We start from the raw sequence: 13,892 nt of genomic DNA, 5'->3' as shown, positions 1-13,892 counted from the left end.
TGAGTCCCACAGGCTGTCAGCTACTTCATTTCACGCAACAAGACAGGATACGACATGCGCAGCCATTATTGCGGCCAGCTGAACGAGACCATGGTGGATCAGACGGTCACCCTGTGCGGTTGGGTACATCGCCGCCGTGACCATGGCGGGGTCATCTTCCTCGATATGCGCGATCGGGACGGCATCGCCCAGGTCGTGGTCGACCCCGACACCGCCGAGGCTTTCGCCAATGCCGACCGCGCCCGCAGCGAATACGTGCTGCGCATCAGCGGCCGCGTGCGTCTGCGCCCCGAGGGCACCCAGAATCCCAACATGCCGACCGGCCTGATCGAGGTGTTGGCCAAGGATGTGGAAGTCCTCAACACCGCCGCCACGCCGCCGTTCCAGCTCGACGAGCACGGCAAGGTCGGCGAGGAAGTACGCCTCAAGTACCGTTACATCGATCTGCGTCGCCCGGAAATGATCGACAAGCTGCGCCTGCGCTCGCGCATCTCCCACAGCGTGCGCGCCTATCTCGAAGGGCAGGGCTTCCTGGACATCGAGACGCCGGTACTGACCCGTGCCACGCCTGAAGGTGCCCGCGACTACCTGGTGCCGAGCCGCACCCATCCGGGCAGCTTCTTCGCGCTGCCGCAGTCGCCGCAGCTGTTCAAGCAGCTGCTGATGGTGTCCGGCTTCGATCGCTACTACCAGATCGCCAAGTGCTTCCGCGACGAGGACCTGCGCGCCGACCGCCAGCCCGAGTTCACCCAGATCGACCTGGAGGCCTCCTTCGTCGAAGAGGAGGACATCATGGCGATCACCGAGAGCATGGTGCGCAACCTGTTCAAGGAAGTGCTCGAGGTCGAACTGCCCGAGTTCCCGCGCATGCCCTACGCCGAGGCCATGCAGCGTTTCGGCTCCGACAAGCCCGACCTGCGCATCCCGCTCGAGCTCACCGACGTCGACGACCTGATGAAGGACGTGGACTTCAAGGTGTTCTCCGGCCCGGCCAACGCCGATGACGGCCGCGTGGCCGCGCTGAAGGTCAAGGGCGGCGCGTCGCTGAGCCGCAAGGAGATCGACGAGTACACCAAGTTCGTCGGCATCTACGGCGCCCGCGGCCTGGCCTGGATCAAGGTCAACGAGCGTGCCAAGGGCCTCGAGGGCCTGCAGTCGCCGATCGTCAAGTTCATGGAAGGCGTGGTCGAGCAGCTGCTGGATCGCGTCGGTGCCGAGGATGGCGACATCATCTTCTTCGGCGCGGACAAGACCCGCATCGTCAACGAGGCGCTGGGCGCGCTGCGCGTCAGGCTGGGCGAGGATCTCGAGCTCTACACCGCCGAGTGGGCGCCGCTGTGGGTGGTCGACTTCCCGATGTTCGAGGATGACGGCAGCGCTCGCCTGCAGGCCCTGCACCATCCGTTCACTGCGCCGTCCTGCGACGTGGAGACGCTCAAGGCGAACCCGGCCGAGGCGCTGTCCCGCGCCTACGACATGGTGCTCAACGGCACCGAGCTGGGCGGCGGCTCGATCCGTATCCACGACCAGGCCATGCAGCAGACCGTGCTCGAGGTGCTCGGCATCGACGAGGAAGAGGCCCGCGAGAAGTTCGGCTTCCTGCTCGACGCCCTGCAGTACGGCGCACCGCCCCACGGTGGCCTGGCCTTCGGCCTCGATCGCCTGGTGATGCTGATGAGCGGTGCCCGCACCATTCGCGAGGTGATCGCCTTCCCGAAGACCCAGAGCGCCGCCTGCCTGATGACCGACGCCCCGGGCGAGGTCAGCGCCGAGCAGCTCAAGGAGCTCAACATTCGGCTGCGTCAGAAGGCCAAGGCCGAGACCGCCGGCGAATAAGCCGGCCGGCTCGACCGTCATCGCATCGGCGCCCCTGTGGCGCCGGTGTCGTTTCTGGGGGGCGATGCTTCATGTTCGCTTTACCGACGCCAAGGTGTCGCGAGGACGCGGTAAACCCATCCTTGGGCGCTTCTTTTGACCTGCCGCGCTAATGTGCATCCTGCACCGCTTGCAGGACCGGTGTTGGCCATCCTTGGCCAACCCGTTCGGCGAGGTTCGCCTCACCCTTGTCAAAAGAACCTCGCTCCCCCTTGTCCTCGGCGCTCATCCCGCTGGGCACGGCGGCATGGGCGTATCCCGACTGACGGGCTACACAGAAGGAGGGAATATGGCCGGCCATAGCAAATGGTCCAATATCAAGCACCGCAAGGCGGCTCAGGACGCCAAGCGGGGCAAGATCTTCAACAAGCTGATTCGTGAGCTCACCGTGGCCGCACGGCAGGGCGGCGGCGACCCGGAGGACAATCCTCGCCTGCGTGCCGCCATCGACAAGGCGCTGGGCAACAACATGCCCAAGGACACCGTTCAGCGCGCGGTGGACCGCGGCGCCGGCAACACCGACGGCGACGACATGGAAGAGGTCGTCTACGAGGGCTACGGCCCCGAAGGCGTGGCGGTGATGGTCGAGGCGATGACCGACAATCGCAACCGCACTGTCTCCGAGGTGCGACACGCGTTCAACAAGCACGGCGGCAACCTGGGCACCTCCGGTTCGGTGGCCTTCATGTTCCATAAGCAGGGCCGACTGACCCTGCCGGAAGAGATCGACGAGGAAGCGGCCATGGAGGCCACCCTGGCGGCCGAGCCCAAGGACATCGAGGCCCTCGAGGATGGCCGGCTGGAGGTGGTGACCACGGTGGAGAGCTTCGGGGCGGTCAAGGATGCCCTGGCCGCGGCGAGCATCGAGCCCGAGGCCAGCGACGTCGGTCTGTTTCCGGACAATTACACCCGCATCGATGACGTCGACCTGGGCCGACGCATCGTCAAGCTGGTCGACATGCTCGAGGATCTGGACGATGTGCAGAATGTTTACACCAATGCCGGCTTCAATGATGCCATCCTCGACGAGCTGCACGATGCGTAGATCTCCCATGACGAAGGGGCTTGCATGCTGATCCTGGGCATCGATCCCGGATCGCGGATCACCGGCTATGGGGTGCTGGACGTGACCACGCCCAAGCCGCAGCACGTGGCCAGCGGTTGCATCCGCACCCGCGGCGACGACTTGGCCCAGCGCCTGGCCCAGGTCTACGCCGGCATCAGCGAGTTGATCGGCCTGCACGGTCCGGGCGAGTTCGCCATCGAGCAGGTGTTCATGTCGAAGAACGCCGACTCGGCACTCAAGCTCGGCCAGGCGCGCGGCACCGCCATCGTCTGCGCCGCCAATCACGGCCTGCCGGTCAGCGAGTACGGGCCGCGCCAGATCAAGCAGGCGGTGACCGGCGGCGGCGGCGCCGACAAGGCCCAGGTACAGCACATGGTGACGGCCATCCTGGGGCTGTCCGGCACGCCCCAGGCCGATGCCGCCGATGCCCTGGCCATCGCCCTGACGCATGCTCACGCGCGGCTCGGGCTGATACGCGAGGGCAGTTACGGCGGCGGCCGGCGGCGCGCCAAAGGGGCATCATGGCGGGATTTTCGCCCCGAGTGATGTCGCTTTTCGGCGACGCCGAAAAGGTTGTCGAACGCCGTTTCACGGGCTGGCATGGCGTCGGGGGGACCAGTATAGTGAGCCCAACGCGCCGCGGATTCATCTTCAAGGACAGTGACATACCATGATCGGACGCTTGCGAGGCACCCTGGTGGACAAGCAGCCCCCCTGGCTGATGGTGGACGTGGCTGGCGTCGGCTATGAGCTGGAGGCGTCCATGACCACCCTGGTGGCGTTGCCCGGGCTCGGAGAGGAGGTGTCGCTGCATACGCACCTCACCGTACGCGACGATGCCCACCTGCTCTACGGCTTCGCTCGCGAGCAGGAACGTGCGCTGTTCCGCGCCCTGATCAAGGTCAACGGCGTTGGCCCCAAGCTGGCCCTGGCCATTCTCTCGGGGATGGACGAGGACGCCTTCATCCGCTGCGTGATGGACGACGACGTCAAGTCGCTGACGCGCCTGCCCGGGGTGGGCAAGAAGACCGCAGAGCGTCTGATCGTCGAGATGCGTGATCGCTTCCCCCACTGGGAAGGCGAGGGCGTCACCCTGCCCGGCGAGGGGCAGTCGGCGGCCCCCGCGGCGCGCGAGGATCCGCTGGCCGAGGCCGAGGCGGCGCTGGTCAGTCTCGGCTACAAGCCCGCCGAGGCGGCGCGGATGCTCGGCGGCCTCGAGGAAGAGGGCAGCACCGAGGCGATCATCAAGGCGGCGCTCGCCCGCCGCATGGCGAGCTGACCCATGCGTGACTCGCAGCGTTTCATCCTGATGCCGGCGGAGGGGCCCCATGCTGGAGACTGATCGCCTGATCGGCGCCGACAGCCGCGACGGCGAAGGCCCACTGGACCACGCCATCCGGCCCAAGCACCTCGACGACTATATCGGCCAACCCCGCGTCCGCGAGCAGCTTGAGATCTTCATCCACGCCGCCCGCGGTCGCGAGGAGAGCCTCGATCACACCCTGGTGTTCGGCCCGCCGGGGCTGGGCAAGACGACGCTTGCCAACATCATCGCCACCGAAATGGGCGTAGGACTTAAGTCCACGTCGGGGCCGGTACTCGAGCGCGCCGGCGACCTCGCCGCGATGCTTACCAACCTGCAGCCCGGCGACGTGCTGTTCATCGACGAGATCCATCGCCTCTCGCCGGTGGTGGAAGAGATCCTCTATCCCGCCATGGAGGATTTCCAGCTCGACATCGTGATCGGCGAGGGTCCGGCGGCGCGCTCGATCAAGCTCGACCTGCCGCCGTTCACCCTGGTCGGCGCGACTACCCGGGCGGGTCTTCTGACCTCGCCGCTGCGCGATCGCTTCGGTATCGTCCAGCGCCTTGAGTTCTACTCGATCGAGGAACTCAGCGAGATCGTCGCCCGCTCGGCGCGGCTGCTGGGCGTGGCCGCCGACGACGGCGGCGCCCGCGAAGTCGCGCGGCGCTCCCGAGGCACCCCGAGGATCGCCAACCGCCTGCTGCGCCGGGTGCGTGACTACGCCGAGGTGCGAGGCAGTGGCGACATCGACGCCGAGATCGCCGACCGGGCGCTCAACATGCTCCACGTCGATCACCATGGCCTGGATCACATGGACCGCCGGCTGCTGCTGGCGATGATCGAGAAGTTCGACGGTGGGCCGGTGGGCGTCGACTCGCTGGCCGCGGCGATCGGCGAGGAGCGCGACACTATCGAGGACGTCATCGAGCCCTACCTGATCCAGCAGGGGCTGATGATGCGTACCGCCCGAGGGCGAGTGGTGACCCGCCAGGCCTGGCAGCATTTCGGCCTGGCGCCGGACGACCGCGCCCCGGCGCCTTCCCAAGACTGACTCCGACGAGACGACGAGGATTCCCGTGAACGACGCCATGTCCATTCCCCACCTGATCATGAACGCCAGCGGCGTGGTGCAGGCGGTGATGCTGCTGCTGCTGCTGGGCTCGCTGCTGTCCTGGGTGGTGATTTTCCAGCGCAGCTTCGTGATGCGCCGGGCGCGCAAGGCCCACCGCGACTTCGAGGACCGCTTCTGGTCAGGGGTCGACCTCAACGAGCTGTATCGCGAAACGCCCGCCGAGCAGGAGACCCAGGGCGCCGAGCATATCTTTCGTGCCGGCTTTCGCGAGTTCAATCGCCTGATGCCCAAGACGCGGAGCCCCCAGGCGATCCTCGACGGCGTGCAGCGCAGCATGCGCGTGGCCTGGTCCCGCGAGGAAGATCGCCTCAACCTGCACCTGGTGTTCCTGGCCACCGTGGCATCATCGAGCCCCTATATCGGGCTGTTCGGCACGGTCTGGGGCATCATGGGCTCCTTCCAGTCGCTGTCCATGGCCCAGCAGGCGACCCTGGCCACGGTGGCGCCGTGGATCGCAGAAGCGCTGATCGCCACCGCCATGGGCCTGTTCGCCGCTATTCCCGCGGTGATCTTCTACAACCGGCTGTCGGCCGAATCGTCGCGCATGCTCGGCAAGTACGAGGACTTCGCCGAGGAGTTCCACTCCATCCTGCACCGTAACCTGCAAGGGCGCGGCGACGCCGCTGCCGGCTGAGGAGGGCGACGCCATGCACGGACCCTTCAATCGCATGGGCCGGCGCAAGCCGATGAACGAGATCAACGTCGTGCCCTTCATCGACGTCATGCTGGTGCTGCTGGTGATCTTCATGATCACCGCGCCGATGCTGACCCAGGGCGTCAAGGTGGATCTCCCCCAGGTGACCTCCGAGCCCATCGAGGACTCGGAGGATCGCGATCCGATCGTCGTCTCGGTGGATCGTGACGGCCAGATCTTCGTCAGCCTGAGCGGCGACGAGACGGCCGTCGATCTCGACCAGCTCGGCGAGCGGGTGCGGATCCTGCTCGAGCGCGAGCCGGGCACCCGCGTACTGGTTCGCGGCGATCGCAACGTCGCCTACGGCCAGATCGTGACCCTGATGAGCACCCTGCAGACATCGGGCGTGGCCAACGTCGGGCTGATCTCCGAACCACCCCCCGGGGAGGCCTGAGGAGCGCGCATGGCCAGATACCATCGTCGCGTCGGCTATGGGCTGCCGCTGATCCTCGCCATTGGCCTGCACCTGGGGTTATTGGTGATCAGCGTCATCCGCTTTCCGACCGCCGAGCGCGAGCCGCCGAACCAGGCTATCGTCCAGGCCACGCTGGTGCGCGCCGAGACCGCCACCGATCAGGCGCAGCAGGCACAGCAGCAGCGGGCCAGGGCCGCGGCCGAAGCGGAGCGCCAACGCGAGGAGGCGCAGGCCGCCCAGGCGGAAGCCGAGCAACAAGCCGAGGCCGAACGCCAGCGTCAGGCCGAGGAGGCGGCCAAGGCCGAGGACCGTGAACAGGCTCGCCAGGCCGCCGAGCAGGCCGCGGCCGAGGCCCAGAGGCGCGAGGAAGAAGCGGCCCGCCAGCAAGCCGAACGCCAAGAGGCGGAGCGCCAGCGTCAGGAGGAAGCGGCTCGCCGCGAACGCGAGGCCGAGCAGCGACGCCAGCAGGAGGCCGAGGCCGAACGCCAGCGCCAGGCCGAGGAAGAGGCGCGCAAGCAGCGCGAAGCCGAGGCGCAGAAGCGTCGCGAGCAAGAGGCAGAAGCCGAACGCCAGCGCCAGGCCGAGGAAGAAGCCCGCAAGCAGCGCGAAGCCGAGGAGCAGAAGCGTCGCGAGCAAGAGGCAGAAGCCGAACGCCAGCGTCAGGCCGAGGAAGCGGCCCGCAAGCAGCGCGAGGCCGAAGAACAGCGGCGCAAGGAAGAAGCCGCTCGTCGCGCCGCCGAAGCCGCGCAGAATAGTCTCGACCAGGCGATCGCCGGCGAATCCGAGTCCGTGGCCAATGCTCGCCAGGCCGAGCAGGCGGCCAACGGCTTCATCAACCTGGTGCGCCAGGCCGTGGAGCAATCCTGGGTGATTCCGCCCAACGTCCCGGACGGCGCCGCCGCCGAGATCGCCGTCCGCCTGGGCCCCTCCGGGGAGCTATTCGCCGCGAGCGTGGGTCGTAGCAGTGGCAACAGCGCCTTCGACCGCTCGGCCCTGGAGGCCGTGGAAACCGCCGCACCCTTTGCCGAGCTGCGTGAGCTGCCCGCTGCGGTGCAACGCCAGTACCGTGAGTTCAACCTCAGATTCCGACCGGGGGACATTCGCTGATGAGAGCCTTGATGACCACCTGGCTGGCGACCGTGCTGCTGCTTTGCACGTCGCTTGCCCAGGCCGACCTGACCATCGACATCACGCGTGGCAACGAGCGCGCCACACCCATCGCCGTGGTGCCCTTCGCCGATGACGGCCAGTCGCTACCGCAGGACGTGGCACAGATCATTTCCGATGACCTGGAGCGTAGCGGCTATTTCGCGCCCCTGGATCGTGAGGCGATGTTCGCCAAGCCGAGCAGCGGCGACGACGTCAGCTTCGGCGACTGGCAAGCCCTCGACACCCGCTATCTGGTGGTCGGCCGCGTCAGCCGCACCGGCGGCGGCGTCGAGATCCAGTACGAGCTGATGAACGTCAGCGGCGAATCGCGGATGCTTGGTGAGGTGATCACCGCCGGTCAGGATCAGATGCGCGCCGCCGCTCATCGCATCAGCGACCAGATCTTCGAGGAGATCACCGGCATTCGCGGTGCCTTCTCCACTCGCATCGCCTACGTCACTTCCCAGGGCGTCGGCGATGCCACCGCCTACCAGCTGTTCATTGCCGATGCGGACGGCCGCAATAGCCAGCAGGTGCTGAGCTCCGACCAGCCGATCATGTCGCCGGCCTGGTCGCCGGACGGTGGCAAGCTTGCCTACGTTTCCTTCGAGTCCGGTCGACCGGGCATCTATGTCCAGGAAGTCGCGAGCGGTCGCCGGGCACGCCTCACCTCCTTCGAGGGGCTCAACAGTGCACCGGCCTGGTCGCCGGATGGTCGGCGCCTGGCCATGGCGCTGTCCAAGGATGGCCAGCCGGACATCTACGTCATGGATATCGGCTCGCAGAACCTGCAGCGCATCACCAACAGCCCCAGCATCGAGACCGAACCGGCCTGGGCGCCGGACGGCAACAGCCTGATCTACACCTCGGATCGCAGCGGCGGCCCGCAGGTCTATCGCCAGACGTTGGGTGGCTCGCCCGAGCGCATCACCTTCACCGGCAACTATAATGCCCGGGCACGCTTCGCCCCGGACGGCGAGTCCATCTTCCTGATCCATGGCGGGGCCAACGGCTACCGGGTGGCCAAGCAGGATCTGGAGAGCGGACGGCTGGTGGAGCTCGGCGATGCCGGCCAGGCCGAATCACCCAGTGTCGCGCCTAATGGCACCATGGTAATCTTCGCCACCCAACAGGGCGGTAATGGCGTACTGGGGGCCGTCTCCGCGGATGGACGGGCATCGTTCCGGCTGCCCGCCGCCCAGGGCGATGTGCGCGAGCCCGCCTGGTCCCCGTTTCTGAACTGAACGTATCCCGCAAGGAAAGGAGTCGAATGATGCAATTCAAGCCTTATGCCCGCACCCTGGCCGTCGCCATGTCTCTGGCCGTGATGGCCGGCTGTTCCAGCACCGGCGGCACCCAGGAGGGCAGCATGGACGGCACTGCCGGCAGCGGCGGCGTGGGTACCGGCACCGCCGGTAGCGGCCAGGTCAGCGGCAGCGGACTCGGCGAGGGCGCCGGCCAGATGGCCGGCTCGCGTATCCCCGAGGTCCGCACCATCTACTTCGCCTACGACAGCGATGCGATCCGCCCCGAGTTCCAGTCAGTACTCGAGTCCCATGCCAACTTCCTGCGCAGCAATCCCAGTGCCAGCGTGGTGCTCCAGGGCCACACCGACGAACGCGGTACCCGCGAGTACAACCTGGCGCTCGGCGAGCGTCGTGCCGGGGCCGTGGAGCGGTTCCTGAGCGTTGAGGGCGTTTCGCCTTCCCAGGTGGAAGTGGTCAGCTATGGCGAGGAACGTCCGGCGGCCCGTGGCAGCAACGAGGAAGCCTATGCCCAGAATCGCCGGGTGGTCTTCGCCTACTGAGCACGGGCCACGCACGGCAACACGATAGCGAAGGGAGGACGCGATGAGACCTCGTCTCAAAGCCTGGTACACCGCGGGGGCGCTTAGCCTGCTGGCGGCCCCGGTGCTGGCCCAGCAGCCTGTGGTGGAGGATCTCTCCCCCGGCTCGGGCCGCAGCAGTTTCTATGACCAGACCGCCACCCGCGAGGAGGCGGGGGGCAGCCTGGTGCTGTTCAACCAGGTGCAGCGCAATCAGGAAGAGATGCGCCAGCTGCGCGGGCAGGTCGAGGAACTGCGCTACCAGCTCGAGCAGCTGAAGCGCCAGACTCGGCAGCAGTACATGGACCTCGAGGACCGTTTGGCGGCGGGGCCTGCGCCTGGCGGGCAAGACAGCCAGCCGGCGCTTGACGAGGGGTCCTCCCCGAGTGACGAGGCCTCGTCGCCGAGCCAGGGCGGGGGAGCATCCGGCGCTTCGGATGCGGGTGCCCGCGCCGACTACCAGGCGGCGTTCGCCAAGGTGCAGGCCCGTGAGTTCGAGGCGGCGACCCAGGCCTTCGAAGCCTTCGTCTCGGAACACCCGAACACCCAGCTGACCGCCAACGCCTATTACTGGCTCGGCGAGCTGCATTCGGCGGGGTCCGACCTGGAGGCGGCCGAGGGCGCCTTCCGTCGTGTCCTGGATGACTTCCCCGACAGCAACAAGGTGCCCGACGCGCTCTACAAGCTGGGTCTGCTCAAGGCCCGCCAGGGTGAGCCGGATGCCAGTCGCGAGCTGCTCGAGCGGGTGCGCGAGGAGTATCCCGACAGCAGCGCCGCCAGCCTGGCCAGCGACTTCCTGCGCCAGGCGGGCAACTGACGCGGAGCTTTGCCATGACCATCTGCAAGATCGACTATCAGGCACCCGCCGACCTGCTGGCCGGTCGGGTGATACTGGTCACCGGTGCCGGCGACGGCATCGGTCGCGCCGCTGCCCTGAGCTACGCTCGCCACGGCGCGACGGTGATCCTGCTGGGGCGTACCATCGCCAAGTTGGAGGCCGTCTACGACGCCATCGAGGCCGAGGGACTGCCGCAGCCGGCGATATTCCCGCTCAACTTCGAGGGCGCGACGGTCAAGGACTTCCACGACATGGCCGAGACGCTCGACAAGGAGTTCGGCCGGCTCGACGGCATTCTGCACAACGCCGGGCTGCTGGGGCGCATCACGCCTTTCGCGCAGTACAACCCCGAGCTCTGGGAACAGGTGATGCAGGTCAACATCAACGGCCCGATCTGGATGACCCAGGCGCTGCTGCCGCTGCTGGAGGCCTCGCCGGATGCCTCGGTGATCTTCACGTCTTCCTCGGTGGGGCGCCGCGGGCGTGCCTACTGGGGCGCCTATTCGGTGTCGAAGTTCGCCACCGAGGGGTTCATGGAGGTGCTGGCCGATGAGGTGGAGCACCTCGGCACGCTGCGCATCAACAGCCTGAACCCGGGCGGCACCCGCACCGCCATGCGCAAGTCCGCCTATCCGGCGGAGGACCCCGAGGCGCTGCGCACGCCGGAGGAGATCATGCCCACCTACCTGTGGCTGATGGGCCCCGATAGCCAGGGGCACAGCGGCGAGCGGTTCGACGCCCAGCCGCCCAAACAGTGATCGCCGGCAGCCGGACGTAGCACGGGCCTCCCTCCGGGGAGGCCCGTTTTCTTGGGTGCTTCGCTCCCTGGCGTGAATCCCATTGTGGGAGCACATGCTCCGGCGCTGCGGCACCGCTGCACGATGGCTTGATGCCTCGCGGCACCGCTTTCGCCGATGCGTCGGAACGGATCTGAAGATCGTTCCCACGACAAGCGCCCCTCGGCGAGTCAGAGCCACCAGGCAGGTTTTCGTGGGAGCGCAGATTTTCTGCGCGAATGGCGCCGCAGGCGCCCGGGATATCTACGGCGGTGCCACTACCGCCGCCGATGCGCCGGGCTGGATCTGAAGATCGCTCCTGCGAAAAGTCCTGCTACCTTGCCAGGCAGAGCCGTGCAGTGGTGTCGCCGTGGCGGGACATCAACGCTTGGGATGAACCGGCGAGAGGGCATGGGTCAACGCCTCGGCGGTTTCGAACCACAGGTCCGCCGGCCAGTGGCGGAAGTCGTCTTCCTCGGCGATATACCCGTAGCCCACCGCTATCGCCGGCATGCCGGCGGCCCTGGCGGCTTGCATGTCGCGCAGGTGATCACCGACGTACCAGCAGTCGGCGGCAACCAACCCCAGACGTCTTGCCGCCTCGAACAACGGTGCCGGGTCGGGCTTCTTGACCGGCAGGTCGTCGGCGCACAGCAACACTCCCGGCGTCAGGCCCAACGCCTCCACCAGCGGGGCGGCATAGGCGCGGGGCTTGTTGGTGACGATGCCCCAGGGACGCCCGCTCCCATGCCAGTCGTCGAGCAGGCGGTCCAGCGGCGGGAAGACCCGGCTTTCCACGGCCACCGCCTCGCCGTACGCGGACAGCAGGAAGCTGCGGGCGTCGTCATGGTCGTGGTGGTCGCGTTCCAGGCCCAGCGCCAGGGTCACCAGGGCACTGCCGCCGTTGGAGACCTGGGCACGAATCATCGGGTAGGGCAGGGGAGTGAGACCGTGATGGGCGCGCAGGGCGTTGGTGGCCCGGGCCAGGTCCGGTGCAGTATCCACCAGGGTGCCGTCGAGATCGAAGAGCAGCGCCTCGGGGGGCGGCAGATCGCGACTCACGATGCCTCCCGCTGGCAGTGCATCAGGTAATTGACCGACACGTCGGTGGCGGATAGCCGATAGCGGCGGGTCAGCGGCTGGTAGGTCAGGCCGTTCTGCTCACGCACTTCCAGGCCGGCTTCGCGACACCAGGCGGCGAGCTCCGAGGGGCGGATGAACTTGGCGTAGTCGTGGGTGCCACGAGGCAGCATGCGCAACAGGTACTCGGCGCCGAGCACGGCCAGGGCATAGGCCTTGGGGTTGCGGTTGAGCGTCGAGAAGAACACCTGGCCGCCGGGTTTGACGAGCTGCGCGCAGGCGCGGATCACCGAGGCCGGATCGGGCACGTGCTCGAGCATCTCCAGGCAGGTGACGATATCGAACTCGCCGGGATGGGCCGCGGCCAGTTCCTCGACGCTGATCTGCCGATAGTCCACGCTGACGCCGCTTTCCTCGGCGTGAAGCCTGGCGACCGCCAGCGGCGCCTCGCCCAGATCGATGCCGGTGACGTCCGCGCCGCGATGGGCCATGGCTTCGGCGAGGATGCCGCCACCGCAGCCGACATCGAGTACGCGATGGCCGGCCAGGCCCGAGCGAGCATCGATGAAGTCGAGTCGCAGCGGATTGATCTCGTGCAGCGGCTTGAACTCGCCGTCGGGGTCCCACCAGCGATGCGCCAGGGCCTCGAACTTGGCGATCTCCGCTGGATCGACGTTGCCCGCCGGGGACTCGCTTGCCGTCATCTGTCCTCTCCCTAGGTGTCGCCGCCCTGCCACTGTGGCAGCTTGGGTCTGGTTCGGTATCATGCCATTCTACTCGTTCCCGGGGCGCCGGCCCATGCCCGCTCCCCGGGAATCAATACGACAGACAGGAACCGCATCATGATTCGCAAGGCCGTTCTTCCCGTCGCCGGTTTCGGCACTCGCTGCCTGCCTGCCTCCAAGGCGATTCCCAAGGAAATGATCACCATCGTCGATCGGCCGGTGATCCAGTATGTGGTGCAGGAAGCCGTTGCCGCCGGTATCCGCGATATCGTGCTGGTGACCCACGGCAGCAAGAGCGCGATCGAGAACCACTTCGACAAGCACTTCGAGCTCGAGGCCAGCCTCGAGGCAAAGGGCAAGCATGAGCTGCTCGAGGAGCTGCGTTCGATCGTCCCCGAGGACGTCAATATCATCAGCGTGCGCCAGTCTGAACCCCTGGGCCTCGGCCATGCGGTGCTCTGCGCCCGGCCGGTGATCGGCGACGACGAACCCTTTGCCGTGCTGCTTCCCGATGTGCTGGTCGACGACACCGGCCTCGAGCGCAATGACCTGGCCGGCATGATCGAGGCCTACGAGACCACCGGCCATAGCCAGCTGATGGTCGAGGAGGTGCCTCACGAACTGGTCTACAAGTACGGCATCGTCGCCCCCGAGGGTGAGCCGCCGGCCGCCGGCCAGGCCGGCCCCCTGGCCGGGCTGGTCGAGAAACCGGCGGTGGACGACGCGCCCTCCGACCTGGCGGTGATCGGTCGCTATGCGCTGCCCGGGCGTATTTTCCCGCTGCTCGCCGAGACGCCGCCCGGCGCCGGCAACGAGATCCAGCTCACCGACGCCATCGAGACCCTGCGCCGCGAGGCCGGCGTCGACGCCTGGCGGATGCGCGGGCGGACGTATGACTGCGGCCACCAGCTCGGCTACCTGGAGGCGATTCTCGCCTATGGCCGCCGCCATGCCCGCTATGGGCAAGGATTCCGCGAGCTGCTTGCCCGCTACGCCGGCGAGGAGTGACCG

15 protein-coding genes are annotated in these 13,892 nt (G+C 67.4%); 13 read left to right on the top strand and 2 right to left on the bottom strand.

Annotation, left to right across the window (positions count from 1 at the left end; all coding sequences use genetic code 11):
* The first annotated feature begins 54 nt into the window (after positions 1-54).
* The 12 genes from aspS (at position 55) to FHR96_RS08985 (ending at position 11,058) form a co-directional block, all read left to right on the top strand.
* Positions 55-1,836, top strand: coding sequence for an aspartate--tRNA ligase (aspS, locus tag FHR96_RS09040; protein ID WP_183387337.1), 1,782 nt, complete (start codon positions 55-57; stop codon positions 1,834-1,836).
* A gap of 328 nt (positions 1,837-2,164) precedes the next feature.
* The gene (locus tag FHR96_RS09035) at positions 2,165-2,920 is read left to right on the top strand and encodes a YebC/PmpR family DNA-binding transcriptional regulator (protein WP_183387336.1); all 756 of its coding nucleotides are present in this window, start codon (positions 2,165-2,167) and stop codon (positions 2,918-2,920) included.
* 24 nt (positions 2,921-2,944) lie between these two features.
* Positions 2,945-3,487, top strand: a complete 543-nt coding sequence (gene ruvC / locus FHR96_RS09030; protein ID WP_183387335.1) for a crossover junction endodeoxyribonuclease RuvC — start codon at positions 2,945-2,947, stop codon at positions 3,485-3,487.
* A 124-nt stretch (positions 3,488-3,611) separates the two neighbouring features.
* Positions 3,612-4,220, top strand: a complete 609-nt coding sequence (ruvA, locus tag FHR96_RS09025; RefSeq protein ID WP_183387334.1) for a Holliday junction branch migration protein RuvA — start codon at positions 3,612-3,614, stop codon at positions 4,218-4,220.
* Positions 4,221-4,269: 49 nt separating this feature from the next.
* Positions 4,270-5,298 (top strand): Holliday junction branch migration DNA helicase RuvB, encoded by a 1,029-nt coding sequence (gene ruvB, locus FHR96_RS09020; RefSeq protein WP_183387333.1) that lies wholly within the window; start codon positions 4,270-4,272, stop codon positions 5,296-5,298.
* A gap of 37 nt (positions 5,299-5,335) precedes the next feature.
* Positions 5,336-6,013 carry a protein TolQ gene (gene tolQ, locus FHR96_RS09015; protein WP_183387368.1) on the top strand — a complete coding sequence of 226 codons (678 nt, stop codon included), beginning with the start codon at positions 5,336-5,338 and terminating at the stop codon, positions 6,011-6,013.
* Positions 6,014-6,026: 13 nt separating this feature from the next.
* Positions 6,027-6,467 (top strand): protein TolR, encoded by a 441-nt coding sequence (gene tolR / locus FHR96_RS09010; protein ID WP_183387332.1) that lies wholly within the window; start codon positions 6,027-6,029, stop codon positions 6,465-6,467.
* A 9-nt stretch (positions 6,468-6,476) separates the two neighbouring features.
* Positions 6,477-7,595, top strand: a complete 1,119-nt coding sequence (gene tolA / locus FHR96_RS09005) for a cell envelope integrity protein TolA (protein ID WP_183387331.1) — start codon at positions 6,477-6,479, stop codon at positions 7,593-7,595.
* On the top strand, positions 7,595-8,881 hold the full coding sequence (gene tolB / locus FHR96_RS09000; protein WP_183387330.1) for a Tol-Pal system beta propeller repeat protein TolB: 1,287 nt from the start codon (positions 7,595-7,597) through the stop codon (positions 8,879-8,881). The genes tolA and tolB overlap by 1 nt, the downstream gene beginning before the upstream one ends.
* Before the next feature lie 29 nt (positions 8,882-8,910).
* The gene (gene pal / locus FHR96_RS08995) at positions 8,911-9,444 is read left to right on the top strand and encodes a peptidoglycan-associated lipoprotein Pal (RefSeq protein ID WP_183387329.1); all 534 of its coding nucleotides are present in this window, start codon (positions 8,911-8,913) and stop codon (positions 9,442-9,444) included.
* A 43-nt stretch (positions 9,445-9,487) separates the two neighbouring features.
* On the top strand, positions 9,488-10,279 hold the full coding sequence (ybgF, locus tag FHR96_RS08990) for a tol-pal system protein YbgF (protein WP_183387328.1): 792 nt from the start codon (positions 9,488-9,490) through the stop codon (positions 10,277-10,279).
* A 14-nt stretch (positions 10,280-10,293) separates the two neighbouring features.
* Positions 10,294-11,058, top strand: a complete 765-nt coding sequence (locus FHR96_RS08985; protein ID WP_183387327.1) for a YciK family oxidoreductase — start codon at positions 10,294-10,296, stop codon at positions 11,056-11,058.
* 399 nt (positions 11,059-11,457) lie between these two features.
* Here the strand turns inward: FHR96_RS08985 and FHR96_RS08980 are convergent, their stop codons facing one another.
* Together FHR96_RS08980 and ubiG are read right to left on the bottom strand one after the other, a co-directional pair.
* The gene (locus FHR96_RS08980) at positions 11,458-12,138 is read right to left on the bottom strand and encodes an HAD-IA family hydrolase (protein WP_183387326.1); all 681 of its coding nucleotides are present in this window, start codon (positions 12,136-12,138) and stop codon (positions 11,458-11,460) included.
* Entirely contained in the window at positions 12,135-12,860 is a 726-nt protein-coding gene (ubiG, locus tag FHR96_RS08975; RefSeq protein WP_183387325.1) for a bifunctional 2-polyprenyl-6-hydroxyphenol methylase/3-demethylubiquinol 3-O-methyltransferase UbiG, read from the bottom strand. Before ubiG ends, FHR96_RS08980 begins: the two co-directional genes overlap by 4 nt.
* 138 nt (positions 12,861-12,998) lie before the next feature.
* Between ubiG and galU the strand changes: the two genes are divergently transcribed.
* Positions 12,999-13,889 (top strand): UTP--glucose-1-phosphate uridylyltransferase GalU, encoded by an 891-nt coding sequence (gene galU / locus FHR96_RS08970; RefSeq protein ID WP_183387324.1) that lies wholly within the window; start codon positions 12,999-13,001, stop codon positions 13,887-13,889.
* Positions 13,890-13,892 lie beyond the last annotated feature (3 nt).

Source organism: Halomonas organivorans (genome assembly GCF_014192055.1).
GTDB lineage: Bacteria > Pseudomonadota > Gammaproteobacteria > Pseudomonadales > Halomonadaceae > Halomonas > Halomonas organivorans.
Note: the sequence above shows the minus strand (reverse complement) of the source record. Positions and strands in the feature narration are given on the sequence as shown.

What these genes read in the sequence shown, in the direction of transcription:
- tolQ (WP_183387368.1), top strand. Translation starts at nt 5,336, where the DNA reads ATGTCCATTCCCCACCTGATCATGAACGCCAGCGGCGTGGTGCAGGCG.
- tolA (WP_183387331.1), top strand. Translation starts at nt 6,477, where the DNA reads ATGGCCAGATACCATCGTCGCGTCGGCTATGGGCTGCCGCTGATCCTC.
- tolR (WP_183387332.1), top strand. Translation starts at nt 6,027, where the DNA reads ATGCACGGACCCTTCAATCGCATGGGCCGGCGCAAGCCGATGAACGAG.
- pal (WP_183387329.1), top strand. Translation starts at nt 8,911, where the DNA reads ATGCAATTCAAGCCTTATGCCCGCACCCTGGCCGTCGCCATGTCTCTG.
- ybgF (WP_183387328.1), top strand. Translation starts at nt 9,488, where the DNA reads ATGAGACCTCGTCTCAAAGCCTGGTACACCGCGGGGGCGCTTAGCCTG.
- galU (WP_183387324.1), top strand. Translation starts at nt 12,999, where the DNA reads ATGATTCGCAAGGCCGTTCTTCCCGTCGCCGGTTTCGGCACTCGCTGC.
- FHR96_RS08985 (WP_183387327.1), top strand. Translation starts at nt 10,294, where the DNA reads ATGACCATCTGCAAGATCGACTATCAGGCACCCGCCGACCTGCTGGCC.
- ruvB (WP_183387333.1), top strand. Translation starts at nt 4,270, where the DNA reads ATGCTGGAGACTGATCGCCTGATCGGCGCCGACAGCCGCGACGGCGAA.
- ruvA (WP_183387334.1), top strand. Translation starts at nt 3,612, where the DNA reads ATGATCGGACGCTTGCGAGGCACCCTGGTGGACAAGCAGCCCCCCTGG.
- FHR96_RS09035 (WP_183387336.1), top strand. Translation starts at nt 2,165, where the DNA reads ATGGCCGGCCATAGCAAATGGTCCAATATCAAGCACCGCAAGGCGGCT.
- ruvC (WP_183387335.1), top strand. Translation starts at nt 2,945, where the DNA reads ATGCTGATCCTGGGCATCGATCCCGGATCGCGGATCACCGGCTATGGG.
- aspS (WP_183387337.1), top strand. Translation starts at nt 55, where the DNA reads ATGCGCAGCCATTATTGCGGCCAGCTGAACGAGACCATGGTGGATCAG.
- tolB (WP_183387330.1), top strand. Translation starts at nt 7,595, where the DNA reads ATGAGAGCCTTGATGACCACCTGGCTGGCGACCGTGCTGCTGCTTTGC.
- ubiG (WP_183387325.1), bottom strand. Translation starts at nt 12,860, where the DNA reads ATGACGGCAAGCGAGTCCCCGGCGGGCAACGTCGATCCAGCGGAGATC.